The organism is Pseudomonas gingeri (genome assembly GCF_013385425.1).
In the GTDB taxonomy this organism is placed as follows: domain Bacteria; phylum Pseudomonadota; class Gammaproteobacteria; order Pseudomonadales; family Pseudomonadaceae; genus Aquipseudomonas; species Aquipseudomonas gingeri_D.
In genome coordinates, this window is record NZ_JACAQA010000020.1 from 19286 (window position 1) to 43266 (window position 23981).

Genomic DNA, 23981 nt, shown 5'->3' on the forward strand with positions numbered 1-23981 from the left:
GGGGGGATCAGTCGCGAAGAGGTCCTTGAGATCGCCAAAAGCCTATGGTTTAGAACGAGAACCCCAGCGCCCCCACTGCCAGCAACACCGCCGCCATCACCCCGACCAGCGCGAACAGTTGCTGCAATCGGGGCCCGGCCAGATGCCCGGCAACCTGGCGCCCCAGCACCAACCCGAGCACCGCCCCCACCGCAAACGGCCCACCGACTGACCAGTGCATGGCCCCGGACAATGTGGCCGTGACCACGCTACCCAACGACACCAGAGCAATCACCGCCAGGGACGTGGCAACGATGCTCTTGCCGTCCAGGTTGGTGTAACGCGTCAACGCCGGGATGATGACAAAACCGCCACCGACCCCGAGCAGCCCCGACAACAATCCCGAGAGCATGCCGGTCACGGTCAGCGCGCGGGCGCAGGGCAGGGTCCAGCGCAACCGGCCTTGCAACGGATTCAGCACACAGGGCTGAAAGCCCGGTCGCGGCGCCGGACGGCCGTGTTGCAACTCCTTGCGGGCCTTGAGGAAGATCCGGCCGCAGGCATAGACCATCACCGCGGCAAACCCCAGGGCCAGCGGCTCGTTGGGCAGATGATGGGCCAGCCATAACCCCAGGGGCGTCAGCAGCACGCCGACCCCGGCGATATAGGCCGCTGCCCGATAGCGGACAATCCCCTGGCGCAAGCCGAGCAAGGCCCCGACACCCGCCGCCAGACCCACCGCGAGCAAGCCGATGGGCGCTGCTTCGACCATCGACAAACCCAGCCCGAACACCAGCAGCGGTACCGCGAGAATGCCGCCGCCGGCCCCGGTCAGGGCCAGGATCGCGCCGATCAGCGTACCCAGTCCCGCCCCCAGAAAAAGATGTTCGTTCATGGTTGGGTTTTGGCCGCCGTCAATGTCGGCCGCGCCAGCCATTCACGGCCCTTGAGCATGCCGCGCCAGTACAGTGGCGGCAGGATCCGCTCCTTCAGCCACCAGGCCAGCCGCGTCGGCCTGCGTCCGTCCAGCAACCAGGGGGCGAAGGTCGGTGCCAGCTTGCCGCCGTAGGTGAATTCGGCGAGAACGATCTTGCCGCGCTCCACCGTCAGCGGGCACGAGCCATAACCGTCGTAGCTGGCCTGCCGGGGCAGGCGGCCGAGGGCCACCAGCACGTTGTTAGCCACCACCGGCGCCTGCTTGCGCGCGGCGGCGGCGGTCTTGGCATTGCTGGTGTTGGTCACGTCGCCCAGGCCGTGGATATTGGAAAACTGACGGTGTTGCAGGGTGGCCGGATCGACATCGACCCAACCGGCCGCGTCGGCCAAAGGGCTTGAACGGATAAAGTCCGGGGCCACCTGCGGCGGCACCACATGCAGCATATCGAACGAGCGGACCAGGGTTTCCCGGGTACCATCGGCCAGGGTGCGGGCGAAGGTCGCCTGTTTCGCCGGGCCGTTGACCGCCACCAGGCTGTGGCCGAATTGCAGGTCGATCGCGTACTTGTCGATGTATTCCATCAGCGCGGGGACATAGTCGGCCACGCCGAACAGCACGGCGCCGGCGTTGAAGAAGCGCGCGTTGATCTGCTCCAGGCGTCCGCTCCCGAGCCAGTGATCGCAGGACAGATACAGGGCCTTCTGCGGCGCACCGGCACATTTGATCGGCATTGGCGGCTGGCTGAACAGGGCCTCGCCCTCCTTGAGCTCCTGCACCAGTTTCCAGGTGTAGGGCGCGAGGTCGTAGCGATAGTTGGAAGTCACGCCATTGCGCCCGAGAGTCTCTTCGAGCCCGTCGATGGCCGTCCAGTCGAGTTTCAGGCCGGGGCAGACGATCAACTGTTCGTAACCGACCCGGCTCTGGTCGGTGAGCACCACTTCGTGGCCGTGGGGGCCGAAGGCGCTGACCGCCGCCTTGATCCAGCGCACGCCACGGGGAATCAGTGACGCCATGGGCCGGGCGGTCGACTCGGGACGAAACACCCCGGCGCCGACCAGGGTCCAGCCGGGTTGGTAATAATGGGTGTCGGCCGGGTCGATGATCGCGATATCCAGGTCCGGCGCCCGGGCCAGCAGGCTGGCGGCCACGGCGATACCGGCCGCGCCGGCGCCGACGATCAGGATCTGGTGATGGGAAACGGCAGTCGAAGACATGGTGTCGGGTCCTGGTTCAGAGGGCATTGAGCGGGATCTTCAGGTAGCGCACGCCGTTGGCTTCCGGCTCGGGCAGGTGGCCGCTGCGCATGTTGACCTGCACCGCCGGCAGCATCAGCACCGGCATATCGAGGGTGGCGTCGCGGGCCTCGCGCATGCTGACGAAGCTGTCTTCGTCGATGCCCTCATGGATATGGATATTGTCCGCGCGCTGTTCGGCGACGGTGGTCATGTAGCGCAGCTCGCGACCGCCCGGCAGGTAGTCGTGGCACATGAACAGCCGGGTCTGGGGTGGCAGCGCCAGCAGTTGGCGGATCGAGCGATAGAGGGTGCGTGCGTCGGCGCCGGGGAAGTCGCAGCGGGCGGTGCCGTAGTCGGGCATGAACAGGGTGTCGCCGACAAAGGCGACCCGTTCGTCGCCGGACTCGATCAGGTAGCTCATGCAGGCCGGGGTATGTCCTGGCGTGTGCAGGGCGCGGGCCTTCAGGGTACCGATGCTGAATTCGGCATTGTCCCCCAGCAGCACGTCGAACTGGCTGCCGTCGCGCTGGAAGTCGCTGCCGGCATTGAAAAGCTCGCCGAATACCTGCTGGACCACGGTGATATGGCTGCCGATGGCGACCTTGGCGCCGAGTTGTTCCTTCAGGTAGGCCGCCGCCGAGAGGTGGTCGGCGTGGACGTGGGTTTCCAGGATCCATTCCACCCGGGCGTCCAGTTCGTGGATCCTGGCGACCAGGCGATCGGCTGATGCGGTGCGGGTGCGCCCGGACTTGGGGTCGTAGTCGAGCACGCTGTCGATCAGTGCGCAGCAGCGGGTACTGGTGTCCAGCACCAGGTAGCTGATGGTCCAGGTATCGGGATCGAAAAAAGCTTCTACGGCTAGCTTGTCGCCAAAGGTCATTGCGTACTCCTGGTGTCATCGGCGGGGATGGGGTTCACACGGTCCTGTAGGAGCAGGGCTTGCCCGCGAAGCTTTTAGCGTTCTCAGGGGCCCCTTCGCGGCGATCCGACAAGCCCTGCTCCTACAGGTTAGGCGGTGTGTTCAATGTCCCGGTCCTGTCTGACAAAGAGTTCAATAAGCATGCCAAGCTTAGTTTTTTATTTTCTGCTGTGTTTGCTGATTTATATCAACCTATTCGCCGACGTTTTCTGATTTAGAAGCATTTGGCAGATAAATTGGCAGTCATTCTGGCAGTCGATGGCAGCTAATGGCAGAAAGCATTGGCATGGATTAAGCTCCTGCCTCCACCCGGGAGTTGCCATGACCATCCTTGCCACCGATCTTGCCCGAGCCGATATGCGGGCCCTGGTGTCCTATCTGGAACACGACCTCCAGCCGACCATCGTCCTCGACACCGACTACAACATCGTCGCCGCCAACACCGCCTACCAGCGTCAGTTCGGGGTAGAGGGGCGTCCCCATGTCGGCGCGAAATGCTTTCGGGTCTCCCATCAGTTCGCGGTGCCCTGCGACCAGGCCGGCGAGCATTGCCCCATGCGCAAGGCCCATGAAAGCCGCTTGCCCGAGCGGGTCCTGCATATTCACCACACGCCCCGTGGCCCCGAGCATGTCGACGTGGAACTGCGGCCGTTGCTGGACGCGCAGGGCGAAGTGGTGGGTTATGTCGAACGCTTGAATACCGTCACCGTGGCCTCGGCCCAGCCGCAGCATCAGGGCCTGGTGGGTCGCTCGGCACCGTTCAAGGAAGCTTTGAGTGCCTTGCAACGGGCGGCGCCGTCGCCGATTCCGGTGTTGCTGCAAGGCGAGTCCGGTACCGGCAAGGAACTCTTTGCCCGCGCCCTCCACGAGGGCAGTCCACGGGCCGGCGGGCCGCTGGTGGTGGTCGATTGCACCGGCCTGACCGAAACCCTGTTGGAGAGCGAGCTCTTCGGTTACGAAAAGGGTGCTTTCACCGGCGCTGTGCAGCGCAAGATCGGCCTGGCCGAGGCGGCCCATGGCGGCACGCTGTTTCTCGACGAGATCGGTGAGGTGCCGTTGGCGATGCAGGTCAAGTTGCTGCGCCTGATCGAGTCCGGCAGCTTTCGCCCGGTGGGCAGCCTGCGTACCGTGCACTCGGACTTCCGCCTGGTCTGCGCGACCCACAAGCCGCTCAAGGACATGGTCGCGGCCGGGAGTTTTCGCCAGGATCTGTTCTACCGTATCAGCGCCTTTCCGATTCGCCTGCCGGCCTTGCGCGAGCGCGGTGACGACCTGCCGTTGCTGATCGACAGCCTGTTGCAACGCCTGGCGCCGACGGCGGTGCCGCGTATCGACCCGCCGGCGATGAAGGCCCTGGGGCTGCATGACTGGCCGGGCAATATCCGCGAACTGCGCAATGTGCTGGAGCGGGCCCGGCTGTTTACCGACGATGGGGTGATCCGGCTGGCCGATCTGCCCGCCGAACTGAGGCGTGAAACCGCGTCGGCGGCACCCCAGCGACGGCGTGGGCGCAACGAGTTGGAGCAATTGGCCCACGCCCTGGCGTTGTTCGATGGCTCGCGCAGCGAACTGGCGAAAACCCTGGGGATGAGCGAACGCACCTTGTATCGGCGCTTGCAGGCGCTGGAAGGGAAGGCCTGAGGTGCGGAAGCCGTCACTCCTGCACCGACGCCGTTCAATCGTTCGTCAGCAATGCATTGGCGAAGAGCGCCGGGTCGGCATTGCCCCCTGACAACACCACCACCGCGCAGCGACCTTCCAGCGCGATGCGCCCGGCCAGCAATGCCGCCAGGCCGACCACGCCTCCCGGTTCGACCACCAGCTTGAGATTCTCGAACGCCCATCTCAGGGCGAAGCGGACTTCGGCGTCGGTGACCGTCAACGCGCCGCGCAGCAGCCGGCGATTGATCTCGAAGGTCAACTCGCCCGGTGCGGCGGTCAGGATCGCATCGCAGATCGAATGGCCGCCCGGCGGGATACTTTGCCGGCTGCCCGCGACCAGGGAGCGCCCGGTGTCATCGAAACCCTCCGGTTCCACCGCATACACCGCGACCTCGGGAAACTGACTGTGCAGGGCCACGCTGACCCCGGCAATCAGGCCCCCGCCGCCGCAGGGCACCAGGGCCACGTCGGGACGCAGGCCCAGCGCCCGGGCCTGGCGGGCGATCTCCAGTCCCAGGGTGCCCTGGCCGGCCATGACCCGTGGGTCATCGTAGGGCTTGACCAGCACCGCGCCGCTTTCGGCGGTCAGTGTCGCGGCGATGGCCTCGCGGTCTTCGGTCTCGCGGTCGAACAGCACCACCTGGGCACCATATTCGCGGGTGCGGCGGATCTTCAAGGCGGGTGCATCCCTGGGCATCAGGATCGTCGCCTGGATGCCCAACAGCCTGGCCGCGCAAGCCACGCCCTGGGCATGGTTGCCGGAGGAGAAGGCCAGCACGCCACGGGCGCGTTCTTCGGGACTGAGGCTGGCCAGGGTGTTGTAGGCACCACGGAACTTGAACGAGCCGGTTCGTTGCAGCACTTCCGGCTTGACCAGCACCCGGCCCTGGCAGTGTTCATTCAGGCTGTGGAATTCCAGCAATGGCGTTTCCACGGCGTGCCCCTGGATACGCAGGGCGGCCTGTTCGATATCGGCCAGTTGAATGGGCTGTGAGGTCATGTCGCGCTCCTGGGTGGGCAAAGGCCTAATCTGCGGTTTTCCGCGGCCCTTGAAAAGCGCTTGTTCACGGGGTTGAACAACGTAAAATCCGTGGATGGACACTCTATTTCTCGAAACTTTCCTGGCGGTGATCGACTGCGGCTCCATTGCCGCGGCGGCGCGTCAGCTGGACCTGGCGCCGACCACCGTGGCCCAGCAGATCAAGGCCCTGGAAAAACAGCTCGACAATGCCTTGCTCAGACGCAGCGGGCATACCGTGAAGCCGACCGCGGCGGCCCATCGGATTATCGAGCGGGCGCGGCTGATTGTCCGCGAAACCCGCGACCTGCGGGCCAGTGCTTCCAGCGGTGTGCTGCCGGTCGGGCCCCTGCGGCTGGGGGCGACCCAATATGCCTTGATGCAACTGCTGCCGCCGTCGCTGCATGAATGGCGTCGACGTTATCCCGAGATCGAGATCTATATCGAGCCCGGTAATTCCCAGGAGTTGATGGAGCAGGTGGTGAGCGGCGACCTGGATGCGGCGTTGATCGTGCATCCGTTGTTCGCCTTGCCCAAGAGCTGCGAGTGGGTGGCGCTGGTGGAAGAACCGCTGGTGCTGATCACGCCGACGGCGATGCAGGTGGAGGATGTACTGGCGACCCTTGTTGAAGAGCCGTTTATCCGCTTCAGCCGCAAGGTGGTCGGCGGCAAGCTGGTGGAGGCTTATCTGCAGGGGCATGGCCTCAAGCCCAAGTCCCAGTTCGAACTGGATGGCATCGACATCATCGTCAAGTTTGTCGCCGAGGGACTGGGGGTGGCGTTGGTGCCGGACCGGCCGAAGGCCAATCACGAGGCCCAGGGTGTGCGCCGTTGGGAAGTGCCGGAGCCGAGGCTGTTTCGGACTTTGGGGATTATCTGGCAGCGGGCGTCGGTGCGGGCGCCATTGGTGGTGGCGTTGAATGAGTTGATGGCCGAGCAGGCGATATAACCTGCCAGGCCGGAGCGCAACACTCTTATGCCGCCTTTACCCTCACGTATCAGACCAACGGCGCGATATTCAACCGGGTCGAACATGCCAACAACGAACGCCGTTGCGTCGCCGCATACAGCTGCAACTCATCAATGGTTTCACGCCCCAGCGCCTGGTGGAACTGCTCGCGGTTGGAGCTGCCGGTGTAATGCGCCTGGGCATCATCCCCCAGGTTCGACTGGAAGATCCCGGCCGCGCTGACCGGCAAAAAGTCCTCATACACCAACGGCTCGAAACTCACCTGGCCGGCTTCGATCAAGGCTTCCAGCTCCCGCAGCGGCAATTCGCTGCTACGTGCCGCAATGCCTTTCTCGGTGGGGAAGTAGCGGAAGTACGCCAACCCCTGCTTGCGCATCTCGCTGTAGTTGTCGGGGAAGGCCTTGAAGGTGTTCGCCATGATCTGGTCATAACGCGCGGCATTGGCCTCGTTGGGGAAGTCACCGAGTTCCTCCCGCGCGGCGTTCAGCAAGCGGTCGTAGAGCAGGCGGCCCTTGGGTGTCAGCGCCGCGCCGCGTTGTTCGATTTCGCCGAAACGGGCCGAGTGGCTACCGGTTTCGTTGGCGCCCTGGCCGATAAAGGTGATGGTTTCCTCCAACGCCTTGAAGCTGGTCTGGCGCAACAGGATCGGGCACTCACGGCGGGGCGGGCCTTCGATCACCGCCTTGGGGGTGATGCCCTTGCCCGGCATGGCGGCCTGCACCGCGTCGATGTCCAGGGTGCGCGGGGTCAGGTGGTTGATATGCGGCCCCCTGAACGCCACCACATCGGCGATCAGCCGATGCTGGGCATTGAGCTTTTTGTACTCGTCCAGGGACACCGTGGCGCTGTTGTGCCAACGGAAGGTTTCCAGTGCCTGCTGGACGAACTCGGCGGCATCGGCGGAATCGAGGCCGCCATTCATCTCGGCCTTTTCGATCAGTTCGATGGTGCGCGGGGTGAAGATATTCCGCCGGCTGAGGATCCATTCGGCGAATTCCCGCAGCCCGTCTTCCTCGATCAGTTCCAGGCGCAGCAGCGAAGTGAAGACGCGGAACGGGCTGACCTGCAAGGCCGTTTCATGCACCGCGCGAAAGGCGGTCGAATGCACCGGCACGCCGGCCGGAGTCAGGTCGTAATAACCCACCGGTTCCATGCCCATCACCGCGAACAGTCGGGCCAGGGTCGCCAGTTCCGCCGCCGTGCCGACGCGAATGGCGCCGTGGCGTTCCATGTCCAGGCGACGGATCTCGCCGGTCTGGCGCAGGCTTTCGGCAACCTGGGCATTGTTGCCCAGCACCTGTTCGTTGACCTGCGCGACCAACTCCATCAGCGCGCCGTAGAGCGGCACTTCGGTCTTGTACATCTGCGACATGGCACGGGAAAACTGCGCGCGAATCTCGTCGGGGTGGGCGAAGACAGCGGTGCTCATGGGGGTGGTACTCCGCAAAATCGGGATGACTGGACTTGCGCTGAATTCTGCGGGTGCCAGGGGGCGGGTTCAAACGAATTAAGGTCCAGGGATCATTCCAAAAAGGACTGACCTGGGTGCACCTCACGGCCGGCGGGGTGAGTCCGGGCAATATCCGCCAGCAGGCCAGGCGGCTCGGCATTGGCTACCCGGTGGCCATCGACAGCAACTACAGCATCTGGCGTGCCTTCGATAACCAGTACTGGCCGGCGCATTACCTGATCGACGCCAAGGGCCAGGTGCGCTACAGCCACTTTGGCGAGGGGGCTTATGCCGAGCAGGAAAAGGTGATTCGAGCGCTGCTGGAGGAAGCCAGGTGCGCCGGGCCGGGCGGCTCCGGGTTGAACGACCGAGGCGGGTAGCGACGCCTTGGGGATGATGGGCACAGAGAATGTATTAATCTAGGCGCCTTCATTTGCAGGCAGTACAAACAGGATGAATATCAACAGTACCGATCTCAACCTGCTCAAGGTTTTCGAGGCCCTGCATGACGAGGGCAGCGCCAGTCGCGCGGCGTTGCAGCTCGGGCTGACCCAGTCGGCGGTCAGCGCCGCCTTGAATCGCCTGCGCGCGATGTACGGCGATCAACTCTTTGTCCGCACCGGCCGGGGCCTGTCGCCGACCCTGATCGCCAACCAGCTCAAGCCGGTGATCTCCGACGCCTTGAACAAATGTCGCCAGAGCTTTTCCCTGGTCCAGCCGTCCCTGGCCGGTTATGAAGGGCGTTCGGTGACCATCGGCCTGTCCGACGACTTTGAAATCGCCCTCGGTCGCCAACTGATTGAAACCGTGGCGCAACGGGCGAAAAACCTGCGGCTGATCTTTCGCCAGACCCACAGCCAGATCGCGGTCGATGCCCTGATGGAGCGCCAGTTCGATCTGACCATTACCGCTGGCGGCATCCCCAATCGGCTGCTGGGTCGGCAGTTGCTCGGGGAGGGCGGTTATGCCTGCCTGGTGGATCGCGCCAGCCTGGGCGACACGACAGCCCTCGATCTGCAGGACTATGTGGCCCGCGAGCATATCCTGATTTCCTCGGGGGGCTTTATCGGCATCGTCGACGAGGGGCTGGCGGCTCGCGGCCTGAGCCGCAAGGTCGTCACCGCCACCACGCATTTCGCGGCACTGCCCTTCCTGTTGAAGGGCTCGTCGGCGGTCGCGACCTTGCCCACCCACGCAGCCCGGGCGATCGCCGGGTTATGCGATATCCAGATGCTTCCCTGTCCGATCGACCTGCCGCACTATCCCATCGAGCTTGGCTGGCGCACCCATGCGCAGACGGATGGTGCCGTGCTGCTGGTCAAACAGGCAATTATCGACAGCTTTGCGCTCTGACGGGCTGCGCTGAGCCGTTGAGAAGGGCGAGCACCGGAATCAATTGCGACTATTAATAGGAAGCATTACTATTTGCGCCCCGCCTTCATAGCCCGTCGCCATGAATCTCCCTCCACCCCGCAGACCCGGTTTTTTCGAGCATTACGAGGAGTTGATCGGCACCTGGACCCGTCGGCTGAGAAACCGTCAGCAAGCCGAGGACCTGGCCCACGATACCTTTGTGCGGGTACTGGAAAGCCAGGCCGCCGGCGTCGAGCAACCACGGGCCTATCTGCACCAGACCGCGCGCAATATCGCGGTGGATACCTATCGTCGCGAAGACCGGCGTGGGGCCCTGGAGCTGGAAGCGATTGACCACAGCGCACCGCCCACCGGCGACCCGGAGCATTTCATGCACGCCATCCAGCTTGCCGATTCCATCGAGCGGGCCCTGGGCGAGTTGCCCGTCAATTGTCGCAAGGCCTTTGTCTGGCAGAAGATCGAGGGCCTGACCCAGGCGGAGATCGCCGAGCGCCTCGGGCTGTCCAAGAATATGGTGGAGAAGTATATGATTCGCACCCTGCGGCATCTGCGCGAGCGCCTGGATGGAGCGGATCAATGAGGCTCCCGTGCGTTTCTACCCGTAGGAGCGAGCTTGCTCGCGATGATCTCCAGGGCACTGCGGTCAGTCAGAGGCTCCGCGTTATCGTTGACGTTTATCGCGAGCAAGCTCGCTCCTACAAGGATTTTGCATGATGGAGAATCGTGATAGCGCCACGGTTCGCGATGAGGCCGCCACCTGGTTCGTGCGGGTCCGGGAGGCGCCGTTGAGCGCCGGGCAACAGGCCGAATTCGACGCCTGGCGCCATGAGCATCCGTTGCATCAGGATGAGTTCGACTTGCTCCAGGGACTCTGGAGCGCCACCGACCTGGTGCCCCAGGCGCGTTTGCAGGCGCTCTGCGACGAGCCTCCAGCGCGGCTCAAGCGCCGGCCGCTGCTGCGTTATGCGGTGGCCGCCGGGGTGGTCGCGGTGGCCTTGGCCCTGGGGCTGTTCAGCGGCCTGAATCATCCGGCGCCCTATGACGCGACCTTTGCCAGCGTGCTTGGTGAGCGTCGACACGTGGCCTTGCCCGACGGTTCGATTATCGACCTGAACAGCCGCAGCCGGGTCCGCGTGCATTACCAGCGCGACCGCCGTGAGGTCGAGCTGGAGCAGGGCGAGGCGATGTTCAGTGTCGAGCATGACAGCAGTCGCCCGTTCGTGGTCCAGGCCGGGGTCGGCAAGGTCACGGTCACTGGCACGCGCTTCGATGTGCGCCGCGATCCGGCGCAGACCCGGGTGCTGGTCGAGGCGGGCACGGTGAAGGTCCAGGGCCGCGACGCGGCGGACGGGGATTTCGTCAATCTCACGGCGGGCCAGGGCACCCGTGTCGATGAGCAGGGCCGGGTCGCCGCGGCGGAAGCGGTGAACGCCGACGAACTCACCGCCTGGCGCAGCGGCAAGCTGGTCTTCAACAATGCCCGCCTCAGCGATGTGGTGCAGGAAGTCTCGCGTTATCGGGACAAGCCCCTGGGCGTTGTCTCCGTGGCCGTGGGCAATCTGCGCTTGACCTGCGTGTTCAAGCTCAACGATACCGAGGCCCTGCTCAGGGCCTTGCCGAGCATCCTGCCAGTGGCCGTCAGGACCCGTGCCGACGGTGCCCAGGAAATAATTGCAAAATAGATTCAGGTTTTTTTCGAGTTCTTCGTCTTCTTGTTCAACTGCAACTGGTTTGCATTAACAATCGCATGCAATGGCGAACTACAGGACAAGGTCAGACGTGAACAACACACCCAACGCGCTTTACCAGGCGATCCGCAACGCACTGCCCAGTTCCCCGGTCTTTGCCCTGGCCCTGGTGATCAGTGCCGTTGCCCCCCTGAGCCAGGCGGCTCAGGGGGACGCGGCCATCCATATCCAGGCCCAGCCCCTGGCGTCGGCCTTGAGTCAGTTGGGACAGCAAACCTCCCTGCAAGTGTTTTTCAGCCCGCAACTGGTGGCCGGCAAGCTTGCCCCGGCGGTCGACGGCAAGCTGTCGCCGGAAGAAGCCCTGAACGTGCTGCTGCGCGGCAGCGGCCTGGACTATGACCTCAAGGACGGCTCGGTGACCTTGCGTGCCGCCGCGCCGGCCACCGCCGGTGCCCTGGAGCTGGCGCCGCTGGATGTCAAGGTGGTGGGTGACTGGCTCGGCGACGCCGACCAGGCGATTGTGCAGAACCATCCGGGGGCGCGGACCGTGATCCGTCGCCAGGCGATGGTCGAGCAGGGCGCGATGAACGTGAAGGACGCCCTGCGTGCCGTGCCCGGCGTGCAGGTGCAGGAAAACAACGGCACCGGCGGTAGCGATATTTCCCTTAACGTCGGCGTGCGCGGCCTGACGTCCCGTCTGTCGCCACGTTCCACCGTGCTGATCGACGGCGTGCCGGCGGCGTTCGCCCCGTACGGCCAGCCCCAGTTGTCGATGGCCCCGGTGTCGGTCGGCAACCTGGACAGCATCGACGTGGTACGCGGTGCCGGTTCCGTGCGTTATGGACCGCAGAACGTCGGCGGCGTGATCAACTTCGTGACCCGGGCGATCCCCGAGAAGTTTTCCGGCGAGATCGGCAGCACCCTGGAAACCTCGCGTTACGGCGGTGTGAAGCACCTCGACACGGCGTTCCTCGGCGGCACCGCGGACAACGGTTTTGGCGCGGCGCTGTTGTATTCCGGGGTGAAGGGCGAGGGTTATCGGGAAAGCAACAACGGCAACGACATCAACGATGTCCTGCTCAAGACCCACTGGGCGCCTACCGACCAGGACGACTTCTCCCTCAACCTGCATTACTACGATGCCAATGCGGACATGCCCGGCGGCCTGACCCAGAAGCAGTACGACGCCAATCCTTACCAGTCGGTGCGCAACTACGACAACTTCACCGGCCGGCGCAAGGATATCTCCTTCAAGTACAAACGGCAGGTGGATGACCAGACCCAGGTCGAAGTGCTGACCTACTACACCGACAGTTTCCGTGGCAGCAATATCGCCGCCCGCGACCTCCAGACCCTCAGCGCCTACCCGCGCAGCTACTACACCTTTGGCATCGAGCCACGGGCGTCCCACGTCTTCGACCTGGGCCCGACCACCCAGGAAGTCAGCGTCGGCTACCGCTACCTGAAGGAAGGCATGCATGAGGCCACCAGCCGCGTGGCCCTGGTCAACGGCGTGCCGACCCTGACGCCGACCTCCGACGGGCATATCTACCAGGACCGCACCGGCGGCACCGAGGCCAATGCCTTCTACCTCGATGACAAGATCGATATCGGTAAATGGACCATCACCCCGGGTATCCGCTTCGAGCGCATCAGCAGCAACTGGCATGATCGGGCCGTGCCGGGGACCAACTACGTGCCGGTCCAGGAGAAGTTCCGCAGCGTCGACAGCAACGAGCCGCTGCCGGCCCTGAGCGTGATGTACCACCTCTCCGATGCCTGGAAAGTCTTCGCCAACTACGAAACCTCCTTCGGCAGCCTGCAATATTTCCAGATTGCCCAGGGTGGCAATGGCAACAGCACGGCCAATGGCCTGCAACCGGAAAAGGCCAAGACCTACGAACTGGGCACGCGCTATGACAACGGCACCTGGGGCGCAGAGATGACGTTGTTCTACATCGACTTCTCCGATGAGCTGCAATACGTCAGCAACGATGTGGGCTGGACCAACCTGGGCGCCACCGCTCACCGGGGTATTGAAACCTCCGCGCATTACAACCTGGCGGACCTCAACCCGGCGCTCGAGGGCCTGACCGCGAATGTCGGCCTGACCTACACCAAGGCGACCTCCCAGGGCGATATCCCGGGCTTCAAGGGCCGTGACCTGCCGCTGTACTCGCGGGAGGTGCTGAATGTCGGTTTGCGTTATGCGGTCAATCGCTGGACCTACAACCTCGACGGTTTCGCCCAGTCTTCCCAGCGCGCGCCGGGGACCGGGAGCAACGCCGACGGCAGCTTCAACGGCAACTACATCACCACGCCGACCGCTGACGGCCAGTACGGCAATATTCCCGGCTATATGACCTGGGATCTGCGCGGTGCTTATGATTTCGGCGCGCAGCTGTCGAACCTGAAACTGGGGGCGGGGGTGCGTAACGTCTTCGACCAGCAGTACTTCACCCGGTCGAGCGACAACAATGCGGGGATCTACGTGGGTGAGCCACGGACCTTCTTTGTGCAGGCCAGTGTAGGGTTCTGATCGACTGATGGCTGACCCCATCCTGCAGGAGCCGGCTTGCTGGCGATGGAATCGACGCGGTGTCCTGTCATACCGCGTCGCCTGGATCGCCAGCAAGCCGGCTCCTACGAAGGTTGTGTCATTTCAGGTGCGCAGGATTTGCCCGCTGACCGCCACTCCCACCAGCATCACCGCGATCACCATAAAGGCCAGGTTCAACGAACTGGCATGGGCGATAAAACCGATCGCCGCCGGTCCCGCCAGAATCCCCGCATACCCCAGGGTGGTAATCGCCGGCACGGCGATGTTTTCCGCCATGACCTTCTGCTTGCCCACGGCGGTGTACAGCACCGGCACGATATTCGAGCACCCGGCGCCCACCAGCGCATAACCGATCAACGCTGCTTCCCAGGCCGGCACCAGCGTGGCCAGGGCCAGGCCGGCCGCGGCGGTCAGCCCGCCGAAGACAATCACTTTTTTCGCCCCCAGACGCCGGACGATGGCATCGCCGGTCAGCCGTCCGACCGTCATGGTCAGGGCAAAGGCCGCGTAGCCGAGGCCCGCATAGGCGTCCGCGACCTGGCGCTCGGCGCTGAGAAACACCGCGCTCCAGTCGAGCATCGCACCTTCGGCGAGGAACACCACAAAGCACAGCAGGCCGATAAACAACACCACGCCATGGGGCACGGCAAAGGCCGGTCCCGAGCTTTCACTGCCATAGGGCAACAGGTGCGGGGCGGCCTTGTACAGCGCGGCCAGCAGAAACACGATCACCACGCCAATCGCTCCCAGGGGCGACAGCCCCAGGCCCAGCAGCGCGCTGACCCCGGCGGCGGCGGAGATCCCGCCGAGGCTGAACAGCCCGTGAAAGCCCGACATCATGGTCTTGCCGCTGGCGCGCTCGACGATCACCGCTTGCAGGTTGACGGTGGAGTCCACCGCGCCGAGCCCGGCGCCGAACAGAAACAGGCTGGCCACCAGCCAGGGAATCGAACTGACCGTGGCCAATAGTGGCAGCGCGAGGCAGATCAGCAAAGTGCCGCCGCTCAGCACCCGTCGGCAACCGAAGCGTGAGGCCAGGGCACCGGCCACTGGCATGGCGATGATCGAGCCGACCCCGAGGCACAACAGCAACAGCCCCAGGGTGCCCTCATCGAGCCCGGCGCGGGCCTTGGCGTAAGGCACCAGCGGCGCCCAGGCGGCGACGCCGAAACCGGCGATAAAGAAGGCGATACGGGTCGACATCTGTTCCAGGCGTCCCGGTTTGACCGGGGCGTGGGCGGTGAGGGCAGTCATGAAAAATCCTTGGCGGGCCGGCAGACAACGCTGTGCAAGGGAGCATCCTTGCACATCGTGTCCGGTGCGGCGAGGCCAAGGACCGGTTTTATAACCGCTCGGTCAGGCTTTGCGACGGGCATCCAGGCTCAGGCGGCCGCCACCGAAAGCGACCACCTGCAACAGGCCACCGGCCATGGCGATGTTCTTGAAGAAGTGGATGAACTGGTTCTGGTCGCCCAGGTGATTGTGGAACGCCAGGGCGGTGACCACGGTGAACAGTGCCATGACCAGGGCGACCGCGCGGGTGCGGTAACCGAGGATCAACAGCAGGCTGCCGCCGACTTCGACGACGATCGCCGCGATCAGCGCCAGCTGTGGCAGGGGCAGGCCCACCGATTCGATGTAGCCGATCATACCGGCCGGGTTGGCGATCTTCGAGAAGCCCGAGAGCAGGAAGATCGCGGCCAGCAGGACGCGTCCGGCGAGGGCGATGGCAGCCGAAGCGCTGGCGCTGTCGGATTGACTGTGGAGTGCGGAGTTGGCATTGGCGGTGTTGGACATGGACTTGTACCTATGAGAGCGACGCGACCACCATGGTGCGTCGGAGTGGTGTGCAGTCTGCCATCGCGCTAACGTACGCAATAGCCGAATAATTTCGAGGATTAGGTTCGAAAATATCGAACGCCTCCAGGAGCCCACCCCATGATTCCCAATCCCGGCACACCGACCCTCGACCAATTGCGGGTGCTGCTGACCGTGGTCGAAACCGGCAGTTTTGCCGCGGCCGCGCGCAAGCTCAGTCGCGCCACTTCGGTGATCAGCTACACCATCGCCAACCTGGAACTGCAACTGGGGGTGCAGTTGTTTGATCGTACCACCACGCGCAAGCCGCAGTTGACCGACGCCGGCCGTACGGTGCTGACCGAGGCGCGGACCATCTACAGTGGCATCGATGGCTTGCGGGCCAAGGTCAAGGGGCTGTTGCAGGGGCTGGAAGCCGAAATTCACCTGGTGGTCGATGTGATGCTGCCGGCGGCGCGCCTGGTGGATGTGCTCAAGGGCTTTCGCGCGCAATTCCCCACGGTGCTCCTGCACCTGCACGTGGAGGCCCTGGGGGCGGTGGCGCAACTGGTGCTGGAGGGGCGCGCGAGTGTCGGTGTCAGTGGTTTTTTCAGTCGCGGCATGGCGGGGCTGGAGCGGGTCGGGGTGGGCAGCGTCCAGCTGATTTCAGTGGCCTCGCCCAGTCATCCGCTGGCCCAGGGTGTGAACCTGCCCGGGGCTGGCCGTGAGCATGTGCAATTGGTGCTCTCGGACCGTTCGAGCCTGACCCGCAACCAGGAGTTCGGCGTGCTCGGCACCCGCACCTGGCGCCTGGCGGACCTGGGCTCGAAGTTGATGCTGCTGCGTGAAGGGGTCGGCTGGGGCAACATGCCCGCGCCGATGGTGGCCGAGGACCTGGCCAGTGGGCGCCTGGTCAGCCTGGACCTGCCGGATATGCGCGGCGGCCCTTATGGGCTTGATGCGATTTATCGAACCGACACGCCGCCAGGTCCGGCGGCGTCCTGGTTGATTGCCCGGCTGGTGGCGCAAGTGGAGGCTCCACCCGCCTGCACGGCCGGCTGAGAGGCTTCGGCGCGGGGTGCCATGGCGCGGGCCCTTGCACCACCGTGCCGCTTCAGCGCAGGTGTTCGACGATATCCGCGACGCTGCTGAGCAAGTCCTTGGCCAACTGCTTCGAGCGCTGGCCGGACCAGCCGGCGTGCAGGTCCGGGGCGTCGTCGTTGTCCTTGAAGGGCATTTCCAGGGTCAGCGACAGGCAGTCGTAGCGCTGGCCGACGCTGTTGCAGGCCAGGGTCATATTGGCCTGGCCGGGCAGGCTGCGGGTGTAGCCGTGGGTGGTCTGGAAATCCGCCGTGAGCGCGCTCAGATGACTGCGAAAGCGGCTTTCCAACTGGGCGATACGCGGTGTGTAGCCGGGGTTGCCTTCGCAGGCGGCGGTGAAGATATAGGGGATGGTCTCGTCGCCATGGACATCGACGAACAGATCGACGCCATGCTTGGCCATCTGCTGCTGGACGAACAGGACTTCGGGGCTGATTTCCTGGCTGGCGTTCTGCCAGGCACGGTTCAGGTCCTGGCCCATGGCGTTGGTGCGCAGATGCCCGTGGAAGGCCCCGTCCGGGTTCATATTGGGCACCAGGTACAGGTCGGCGCGGGTCAGCAGGTCGCGCAGCTCGGCATCGTTCTCCTGTTGCAGGCGCTCGATCACGCCTTCCATGAACCATTCGGCCATGTGCTCGCCCGGATGCTGCTGGGCGATGATCCAGACCTTGCGCCGGCCCTCGGCACCGTTGCCCTTGCGCAACAGCTGGATATCCCGGCCTTCGACACTTTTGCCGACGGCCAGCAGTTCGGTGCCGGCGTGGCTCAGGGCCTGCTCGATCAGCCAGTCATGGCGTTCGCGGCTGTAGGGTTCGAAGTAGGCGAACCAGGCCTGCTCCTGTTCGGCCACCAGGCTGATATGCAGGCTTTCGCCGTCGAAACGGGTGTCGACGCGGAACCAGTTCTGGTGATCGTAGGAGGCGACGGCGCGGTAGCCGGTCCAGGCCTTGTTGTAGGAGGACTGGCTGGCATTGCTCAGTTCGAAGGTGTAGGTCTCGCCCACGCGCAGGCCTTCAACCTTGAAATGGAACCACTGGAAGTGCTGGCTGCGGGTATCCGGCTCGATGGCCAGGAGCAGGTGGTGCGGGTTGCTGGTGTCCAGTGCCTGGATATTGCCGCTGTCGAAGTCGCTGCTGATTTTGAGAGGAGATAGAACCACGGGTGAGTACCTGGAAAGGCTTTTTGTGGTGGCTACTCTACACCTCGATGGCGTATTAGCCGAGGCGCGAGGTCATGACTGCCCACCCAGAAGGCAGCGCACCTGTCTTCATCAGCCTGAAGCCAAGCCCGTGAATAAAGCGGGTGCAAAAAAAGACCCGGCAAAAAGCCGGGTCAAAAACCGTGATTAGCCTGATGAGGAGATAATCCAGGAGTCCGACCTGAGGTCTCCGGGTTATCGACCGATCTCGCGATCAGCTTGTAGCAATAATAATCATTATCATTTGAAGATCAAGTCTTTTCCCGTTCTTCGCGGATATTATTTTCCCATTCCTTCCCCAAAGTCGGATATCCCCTGGCTATGGCGGACTCACGTCGCGCGGGTTTGTATCTGCACGACGCGGTCCACCAGGGCCTTGGCCATGTCGATCATGTACACCACCGAACAACCCAGGTCGCGGTTCGCGCTGTTCGCGGCTTCGTAGGCGGCCGCCGCCGCGCAGCGCAGCAGGTCCGAGGCCTGGATCATGGCGTCCTCGATATCCAGGTCGTCGCGTACGGCAAAGAGCTTCTGGTGGAGGGGGTCATCGCTGGTGTTCGCCGCGCAGGCGGCCGTTGAAACAGCTGGTTTCAAATAATAGTCGAGTGCACGTTGGGCGGCGGCGCGATCCTTGAGGGACGCGAGGGGGCTTTTCGAGTCGGTTCGAGGGCTTTCTGTCGTGATGGAAGTCATGAGGGGCCTGCCTTTCAGAGGAAGTTCAAATCAACTCTCCAAGATTAGTACTATTGGTATTGCGTTGCTTGTCACAAACAATACATTTTGTGTATTGAGCGCTGAAGTACTGTCCGTATTGTTCCGTCCATGGATAAATGGATAGCGTTGGTGAAGGCCAAGCTCGAAGAGCTTCGTCTTTCGCAGGAAAAACTTGGCGAACGCCTGGACATCACCCAGGGCGGTGTCGGTCATTGGCTGAACAAAAGGCGCAAGCCTGATCTCGTGATGATGAACAAGGTCCTCCAGGCGCTCGGGCTCGGGCACCTGGAGGTGGTCCTGCTGGTTCGCGACCGCGCGGTGGCGGCCCAGGCACCCGAGGAGCGGGACGAGCAGGTCTACGACATCACTTCGGCGTTTCGTTACCCGGTCAGCGACTGGCAGGTGGTTGCCACGCTGCAGGACTCGGCGAAGGGCGAGTACGCCGGGCGTTACGAGGTGACCGATCATTACGCCCCGGCGGCGTTCTGGTTGCAGGTGGTGGGGGATGCGATGACGGCTCCGTCCGGCACCAGCGTGCCCGAGGGCATGATGGTACTGGTGGACCCGGATCGGGAGGTCAAGGCCGGCAGCCTGGTGGTTGCCCGCCTGCGGGAGGGTGAGGAAGCGATTTTCCGCCAGTGGATGGAGGAGGGCGGGCAACCCTATCTCAAGCCGCTGAACCCGACCTGGCCGAAGATCCCGGTTGGCGAGGATTGTTGCGTGATCGGCGTGGTGGTGCAGGCGACCGCGAAGTTCTGAAGGTTGGCTCCGTTCGTGACGCGTTCACCTGTGGGAGCGGAGCTTGCCCGCGAAGAATGCTCTGCATCAGGTATACCGCGTCATCGTTCTTCGCGGGCAAGCTCCGCTCCCACAAAAGCCCAGGCGTCCGCAAGATCGATGCAAGACGTGCCGGCCTCATCGCCGGCAAGCCGGCTCCCACAATGTCCGTGGCGAGTCGAGAGTCAGGATTCCAGCTCCACCAACGCACTGCCTTCGCTGACCATCTCGCCTTCCTGGCAATACAACGCCTTGATCACACCCGCTTGCGGCGCGCGGATGCTGTGCTCCATCTTCATCGCTTCCAGCACCACCAACTGGGCTCCGGCCTCGACGCTTTGCCCGACTCCCACCAATACCCGCACGATGCTGCCGTTCATCGGCGCGCTCAGGCCGCCATGGTGGCCGTGGCCGCTGTCGACGGCGCCAATCGGGTCGAAGCGGGTGATCTTGTGGCACTCGCCCTGCCAATGCAGATAGAGCCCGTCGGCCCCGCTGATCACTCGATGTCGACGGCGAACGCCGGCATGCTCCGTCGACAGGTACTCATCGTGCAGTTCGAGCCGGGTGTCCGACGTCAGGCTGACGGCGCGGTCCTCACCCTCGCAGCTCAGGTGCACCACGCTTTGCGCCGGCATCCCGCTGCGAAAACCGTTGCCCTGGGCCCAAGGCGAGGCGGGGTCGTCCGCCCGTACGCCAGGGGCCTGGCTCTGCAGGAAGGCTTGGGCGGCCGCCTGCCAGAATTCATCGGTACGCGCGCCCGGTTGCGGCAGCAGATCTTCCTGATAACGGGGAATAAAGCCGGTATCCAGCTCCGCCTCGGCAAACGCCGGATGGGCAACGATCCGCCGGAGGAAACCGAGGTTGGTTTTCAGCCCGCCGATCACGAATTCGTCGAGCATCGCCAGCAAGCGCAGGCGCGCCTGTTCGCGGGTCTCGCCCCAGGCGATCAGCTTGCCGAGCATCGGATCGTAGAACGGCGAGACGCTGTCGCCCTCGGCCACGCCGCTGTCGACCCGACGTCCCGGCCCTGGCGCCGACTCGCGATAAAGCTCCAGGCGCCCGGTGGCCGGCAGGAAGTCATTGCCCGGGTCTTCGGCGTACAGGCGCACTTCGATGGCATGGCCATGCAACGGCACCTGTTCCTGGGTGATCGGTAGCACTTCACCGCAAGCCACGCGAATCTGCCAGGCCACCAGGTCGAGGCCGGTAATGGCTTCGGTGACCGGGTGCTCGACCTGCAGGCGGGTGTTCATTTCCATAAAGAAGAAATCGCCACGGGCGTCCAGCAGGAACTCCACGGTGCCGGCACCGACATAACCGATGGCCTGGGCCGCGCGCACCGCCGCCTCGCCCATGGCCTGGCGCAGTTGTGCACTCAGGCCCGGCGCCGGGGCCTCCTCGACGACCTTCTGGTGACGGCGCTGGATCGAGCAGTCGCGTTCGTTGAGGTACAGGCAGTGGCCATGCTGGTCGGCGAACACCTGGATCTCGACATGCCGTGGCTTGAGCAGGTATTTCTCCACCAGCATCCGCGAATCGCCGAAGGACGACTGCGCTTCACGCTGGGCCGAGGCCAGGGCTTCGGCCAACTGGCTGACGTCCTCGACCACTTTCATGCCCTTGCCGCCGCCTCCGGCGGTGGCCTTGAGCAGTACCGGGTAGCCGATGCGCTCGGCGGCGGCGCGGAAGGTTTCCAGGTCCTGGGCCGCGCCGTGATAACCCGGTACCAGCGGTACGCCGGCAGTTTCCATCAGCGTCTTGGCCGCGGACTTGCTGCCCATGGCATCGATGGCGCTGGCGGGCGGGCCGAGGAACACCAGGCCGGCGGCCTCGATGGCCCGGGCAAAGCCGGCATTTTCCGAGAGAAAACCGTAACCGGGGTGAATCGCCTGGGCGCCGCTGGCCTGGGCGGCGGCGATGAGTTTGTCGATCTGCAGGTAACTTTCGGCGGCCTTGCTGCCACCCAGGTCGACGCGGATATCGGCTTCGCGGCTATGCCGGGCATCACGGTCGATGGCGCTGTGCACGGCGACCGTGGTCAGGCCCAGGGCCTTGGCGGTGCGCATGACCCGGCAGGCGATTTCGCCGCGATTGGCCACCAGGATGGAAGTGATCACGGGCGTGCTCATCAGCGCGGCTCCTTGGCGGTGGACTCGGCCTGCCAGCTCGGCGGGCGTTTTTGCAGAAAGGCCCGCAGGCCTTCCTGGCCTTCGGCGCTGACGCGGATACGGGCAATGGCGTTTTCGCAATAACGCCGCCGCGCCGGGCTGAGTTCGCCGCTGCCGATTTCCCGCAGCAGTTCCTTGCTCACGCGCATGGCCTGCGGACTGTTGAGCAGCAGGTTGTCGATCCAGGCCGCGACTTGCTGGTCCAGCTCGCCGACCGGGCAGGTTTCCGACAGCAGGCCCAGCTCGCGAGCCCGCAGGCCGCTGAAACGTTCGGCGGTCAGGGCGTAGCGGCGGGCGGCGCGCTCACCGATGGCCTGGACCACGAACGGGCTGATCACCGCCGGAGCCAGGCCGATGCGCGCTTCCGAGAGGCAGAACTGCGCATCGTCGGCACCGATGGCCATGTCACAGGCGCCGATCAGGCCAAGGGCGCCGCCATAGGCCGCGCCCTGGACCACCGCCAGGGTGGGGACTTTCAGCTTGGCCAGGTTGTACATCAGTTCGGCCAGCTCGCGGGCATCGTCGAGGTTGGTGGCGTAGTCGAGCTGGGCCGATTGCTGCATCCAGGCCAGGTCGGCGCCGGCGCTGAAGTGCCGGCCACGGCCGCGCAGCACCAGGAAACGCAGGGCGGCGTTGGCCTGGACCATCTCCAGGGCAAGGATCAACTCGCGGATCATCTCGGCGTTGAAGGCGTTGTTCTTGTCTTCGCGGCTCAGCCACAAGGTGGCAAAGCCCCGGGGGTCGAGCTGCAATTCGAGGGTGTTGAAGTCGGTCACGGTGCGGGCTCCACTGGGAGAGGGGCGGCGATAGGGCCTCATGGTCACATCCGGAACACGCCGAAGCGGCTCGGTTCGATCGGCGCGTTGAGGGCGGCCGAGAGTGCCAGACCAAGGATTTCGCGGGTCTGGGCCGGGTCGATGACGCCGTCGTCCCACAGCCGGGCACTGGAGTAATACGGGTGCCCCTGGTGTTCGTACTGGTCGAGGATCGGCTGCTTGATCTCGGCTTCCTGTTGCGCCGTGAAGCTTTCACCATTGCGCTCGTGCTGCTCGCGCTTGACCTGCACCAGCACCCCGGCGGCCTGTTCGGCGCCCATCACGCCGATTCGCGCGTTCGGCCACATCCACAGGAAGCGCGGGTCGTAGGCGCGCCCGCACATGCCGTAGTTGCCGGCGCCGAAACTGCCGCCGATGATCACGGTGAATTTCGGCACCTTGGCGCAGGCCACGGCGGTGACCAATTTGGCGCCGTGCTTGGCGATGCCGCCGGCCTCGTACTTCTGGCCGACCATGAAACCGGTGATGTTCTGCAGGAACAGCAGCGGGATGCCGCGCTGGCAGGCCAGTTCGATAAAGTGCGCGCCTTTCTGCGCGGCTTCGGCGAAGAGGATGCCGTTGTTCGCCAGGATCGCGATGGGGTAACCGTGCAGGTGGGCAAAGCCGCAGACCAGGGTGGTGCCGAACAGCGCCTTGAACTCATCGAATACCGAGCCGTCTACCAGCCGGGCAATGACCTCGCGCACGTCGAACGGTTGCTTGGCATCCGCCGACACCACGCCATACAGCTCGTCGCTGCCATACAGCGGCGCGATCGGCGTGCGTTGCTGCAACTCGCCGAGCTTGCGCCAGTTGAGATTGGCGATGCTGCGCCGGGCCAGGGCCAGGGCGTGTTCATCGTTCTCTGCGTAATGGTCGGCCACGCCGGAGATCTTGCAGTGCACATCGGCACCGCCCAGGTCCTCGGCGCTGACCACTTCACCGGTGGCGGCTTTCACCAGCGGGGGACCGGCGAGAAAGATGGTCGCCTGCTGGCGGACCATGATCGCTTCGTCGGCCATCGCCGGCACATAGGCCCCGCCGGCGGTGCAGGAGCCCATGACCACGGCGATCTGCGGGATGCCCTGGGCGCTCATATTGGCCTGGTTGAAGAAGATCCGCCCGAAGTGCTCGCGGTCCGGGAACACTTCGTCCTGGCGCGGCAGGTTGGCGCCGCCGGAGTCCACCAGGTAGATGCACGGCAGGCGATTCTGCTGGGCGATGGTCTGGGCCCGCAGGTGTTTTTTCACCGTGAGGGGGTAGTAGGAGCCGCCTTTGACCGTGGCATCGTTGGCCACGATCATGCATTCGACGCCTTCGACGCGGCCGATCCCGGCAATCACCCCGGCGGCCGGGACGTCTTCGCCATAGACCTCATACGCCGCCAACTGGCTGATTTCCAGGAACGGTGAACCGGGATCGAGCAGGCGGTTGATCCGCTCCCGGGGCAGCAGTTTGCCCCGCGAAGTGTGCCGTTCCTGGGCCTTCGGCCCGCCGCCTTGCTGGACCTGGGCCAGCAGGGTGCGCAGGGCGACGACCTGTTCGAGCATCGCCGCGCGGTTGCCGGCGAACTCGGCCGAACGCGGATTGAGTTGCGTGTGCAGGATTGCCATGTG

At 64.4% G+C, this 23981-nt stretch carries 20 protein-coding genes and 1 pseudogene; 9 read left to right on the forward strand and 12 right to left on the reverse strand.

Annotated elements, in window-relative coordinates; genetic code table 11:
* Nucleotides 1-49 precede the first annotated feature (49 nt).
* From HX830_RS23190 to HX830_RS23200, 3 genes are read right to left on the reverse strand one after another with little or no spacing between them, the layout of a single operon-like run.
* Nucleotides 50-874, reverse strand: a complete 825-nt coding sequence (locus tag HX830_RS23190; protein WP_177102857.1) for a sulfite exporter TauE/SafE family protein — start codon at nt 872-874, stop codon at nt 50-52.
* Nucleotides 871-2130 carry an NAD(P)/FAD-dependent oxidoreductase gene (locus HX830_RS23195; RefSeq protein WP_177102858.1) on the reverse strand — a complete coding sequence of 420 codons (1260 nt, stop codon included), beginning with the start codon at nt 2128-2130 and terminating at the stop codon, nt 871-873. Before HX830_RS23195 ends, HX830_RS23190 begins: the two co-directional genes overlap by 4 nt.
* A 16-nt stretch (nt 2131-2146) precedes the next feature.
* Nucleotides 2147-3031 carry an MBL fold metallo-hydrolase gene (locus HX830_RS23200; RefSeq protein ID WP_103498099.1) on the reverse strand — a complete coding sequence of 295 codons (885 nt, stop codon included), beginning with the start codon at nt 3029-3031 and terminating at the stop codon, nt 2147-2149.
* A 360-nt stretch (nt 3032-3391) separates the two neighbouring features.
* Here HX830_RS23200 and HX830_RS23205 point away from each other — a divergent pair, with 360 nt between their 5' ends.
* Nucleotides 3392-4711 (forward strand): sigma-54 interaction domain-containing protein, encoded by a 1320-nt coding sequence (locus HX830_RS23205; RefSeq protein ID WP_177102860.1) that lies wholly within the window; start codon nt 3392-3394, stop codon nt 4709-4711.
* Between the two features lie 34 nt (nt 4712-4745).
* On the opposite strand, the gene HX830_RS23210 is transcribed toward HX830_RS23205, so the two are convergent.
* Entirely contained in the window at nt 4746-5732 is a 987-nt protein-coding gene (locus HX830_RS23210) for a threonine ammonia-lyase (RefSeq protein ID WP_177102862.1), read from the reverse strand.
* 94 nt (nt 5733-5826) lie between these two features.
* Between HX830_RS23210 and HX830_RS23215 the strand changes: the two genes are divergently transcribed.
* Complete coding sequence (locus HX830_RS23215) at nt 5827-6699, forward strand: LysR family transcriptional regulator (protein WP_177102864.1); 873 nt, start codon at nt 5827-5829, stop codon at nt 6697-6699.
* A 49-nt stretch (nt 6700-6748) separates the two neighbouring features.
* Here the strand turns inward: HX830_RS23215 and hglS are convergent, their stop codons facing one another.
* Complete coding sequence (gene hglS, locus HX830_RS23220) at nt 6749-8149, reverse strand: 2-oxoadipate dioxygenase/decarboxylase HglS (RefSeq protein WP_177102866.1); 1401 nt, start codon at nt 8147-8149, stop codon at nt 6749-6751.
* A gap of 149 nt (nt 8150-8298) precedes the next feature.
* On the opposite strand from hglS, the pseudogene HX830_RS23225 reads away from it, so the two are divergent.
* From HX830_RS23225 to HX830_RS23245, 5 genes and pseudogenes are all read left to right on the forward strand, one after another.
* Nucleotides 8299-8550, forward strand: a pseudogene (locus tag HX830_RS23225) (hypothetical protein); the annotation flags it as partial.
* 73 nt (nt 8551-8623) lie between these two features.
* Nucleotides 8624-9523 carry a LysR family transcriptional regulator gene (locus HX830_RS23230; protein ID WP_177102868.1) on the forward strand — a complete coding sequence of 300 codons (900 nt, stop codon included), beginning with the start codon at nt 8624-8626 and terminating at the stop codon, nt 9521-9523.
* 100 nt (nt 9524-9623) lie between these two features.
* Nucleotides 9624-10124, forward strand: a complete 501-nt coding sequence (locus tag HX830_RS23235; RefSeq protein ID WP_152736941.1) for a sigma-70 family RNA polymerase sigma factor — start codon at nt 9624-9626, stop codon at nt 10122-10124.
* Between the two features lie 130 nt (nt 10125-10254).
* The gene (locus tag HX830_RS23240) at nt 10255-11226 is read left to right on the forward strand and encodes a FecR family protein (RefSeq protein ID WP_177102870.1); all 972 of its coding nucleotides are present in this window, start codon (nt 10255-10257) and stop codon (nt 11224-11226) included.
* Nucleotides 11227-11296: 70 nt separating this feature from the next.
* Nucleotides 11297-13771, forward strand: a complete 2475-nt coding sequence (locus tag HX830_RS23245) for a TonB-dependent siderophore receptor (RefSeq protein ID WP_177102872.1) — start codon at nt 11297-11299, stop codon at nt 13769-13771.
* Nucleotides 13772-13894: 123 nt separating this feature from the next.
* Here the strand turns inward: HX830_RS23245 and HX830_RS23250 are convergent, their stop codons facing one another.
* Both HX830_RS23250 and HX830_RS23255 read right to left on the reverse strand, forming a co-directional pair.
* Complete coding sequence (locus HX830_RS23250) at nt 13895-15046, reverse strand: MFS transporter (RefSeq protein ID WP_152736938.1); 1152 nt, start codon at nt 15044-15046, stop codon at nt 13895-13897.
* Between the two features lie 102 nt (nt 15047-15148).
* Nucleotides 15149-15589 carry a DoxX family protein gene (locus HX830_RS23255; RefSeq protein WP_103499594.1) on the reverse strand — a complete coding sequence of 147 codons (441 nt, stop codon included), beginning with the start codon at nt 15587-15589 and terminating at the stop codon, nt 15149-15151.
* A 141-nt stretch (nt 15590-15730) separates the two neighbouring features.
* Here HX830_RS23255 and HX830_RS23260 point away from each other — a divergent pair, with 141 nt between their 5' ends.
* Nucleotides 15731-16651 carry a LysR family transcriptional regulator gene (locus HX830_RS23260; RefSeq protein WP_152736937.1) on the forward strand — a complete coding sequence of 307 codons (921 nt, stop codon included), beginning with the start codon at nt 15731-15733 and terminating at the stop codon, nt 16649-16651.
* A gap of 52 nt (nt 16652-16703) precedes the next feature.
* Here HX830_RS23260 and HX830_RS23265 read toward each other — a convergent pair whose 3' ends face one another.
* Together HX830_RS23265 and HX830_RS23270 are read right to left on the reverse strand one after the other, a co-directional pair.
* The gene (locus HX830_RS23265) at nt 16704-17849 is read right to left on the reverse strand and encodes a M14 family metallopeptidase (RefSeq protein ID WP_177102875.1); all 1146 of its coding nucleotides are present in this window, start codon (nt 17847-17849) and stop codon (nt 16704-16706) included.
* 369 nt (nt 17850-18218) lie between these two features.
* Nucleotides 18219-18581, reverse strand: a complete 363-nt coding sequence (locus HX830_RS23270; protein WP_177102877.1) for a DUF6124 family protein — start codon at nt 18579-18581, stop codon at nt 18219-18221.
* Between the two features lie 129 nt (nt 18582-18710).
* On the opposite strand from HX830_RS23270, the gene HX830_RS23275 reads away from it, so the two are divergent.
* Nucleotides 18711-19361: a LexA family protein gene (locus HX830_RS23275; protein ID WP_103499590.1), complete on the forward strand. Its 651-nt coding sequence runs from the start codon at nt 18711-18713 to the stop codon at nt 19359-19361.
* 203 nt (nt 19362-19564) lie between these two features.
* Here the strand turns inward: HX830_RS23275 and HX830_RS23280 are convergent, their stop codons facing one another.
* The 3 genes from HX830_RS23280 to HX830_RS23290 are packed head-to-tail and all read right to left on the reverse strand — an operon-like array spanning nt 19565 to nt 23978.
* Nucleotides 19565-21511 (reverse strand): acetyl/propionyl/methylcrotonyl-CoA carboxylase subunit alpha, encoded by a 1947-nt coding sequence (locus tag HX830_RS23280; RefSeq protein ID WP_177102879.1) that lies wholly within the window; start codon nt 21509-21511, stop codon nt 19565-19567.
* Nucleotides 21511-22326 carry a gamma-carboxygeranoyl-CoA hydratase gene (locus HX830_RS23285; protein ID WP_177102881.1) on the reverse strand — a complete coding sequence of 272 codons (816 nt, stop codon included), beginning with the start codon at nt 22324-22326 and terminating at the stop codon, nt 21511-21513. Before HX830_RS23285 ends, HX830_RS23280 begins: the two co-directional genes overlap by 1 nt.
* A gap of 44 nt (nt 22327-22370) precedes the next feature.
* Nucleotides 22371-23978, reverse strand: coding sequence for a carboxyl transferase domain-containing protein (locus HX830_RS23290; RefSeq protein WP_152736934.1), 1608 nt, complete (start codon nt 23976-23978; stop codon nt 22371-22373).
* Nucleotides 23979-23981: the final 3 nt, after the last annotated feature.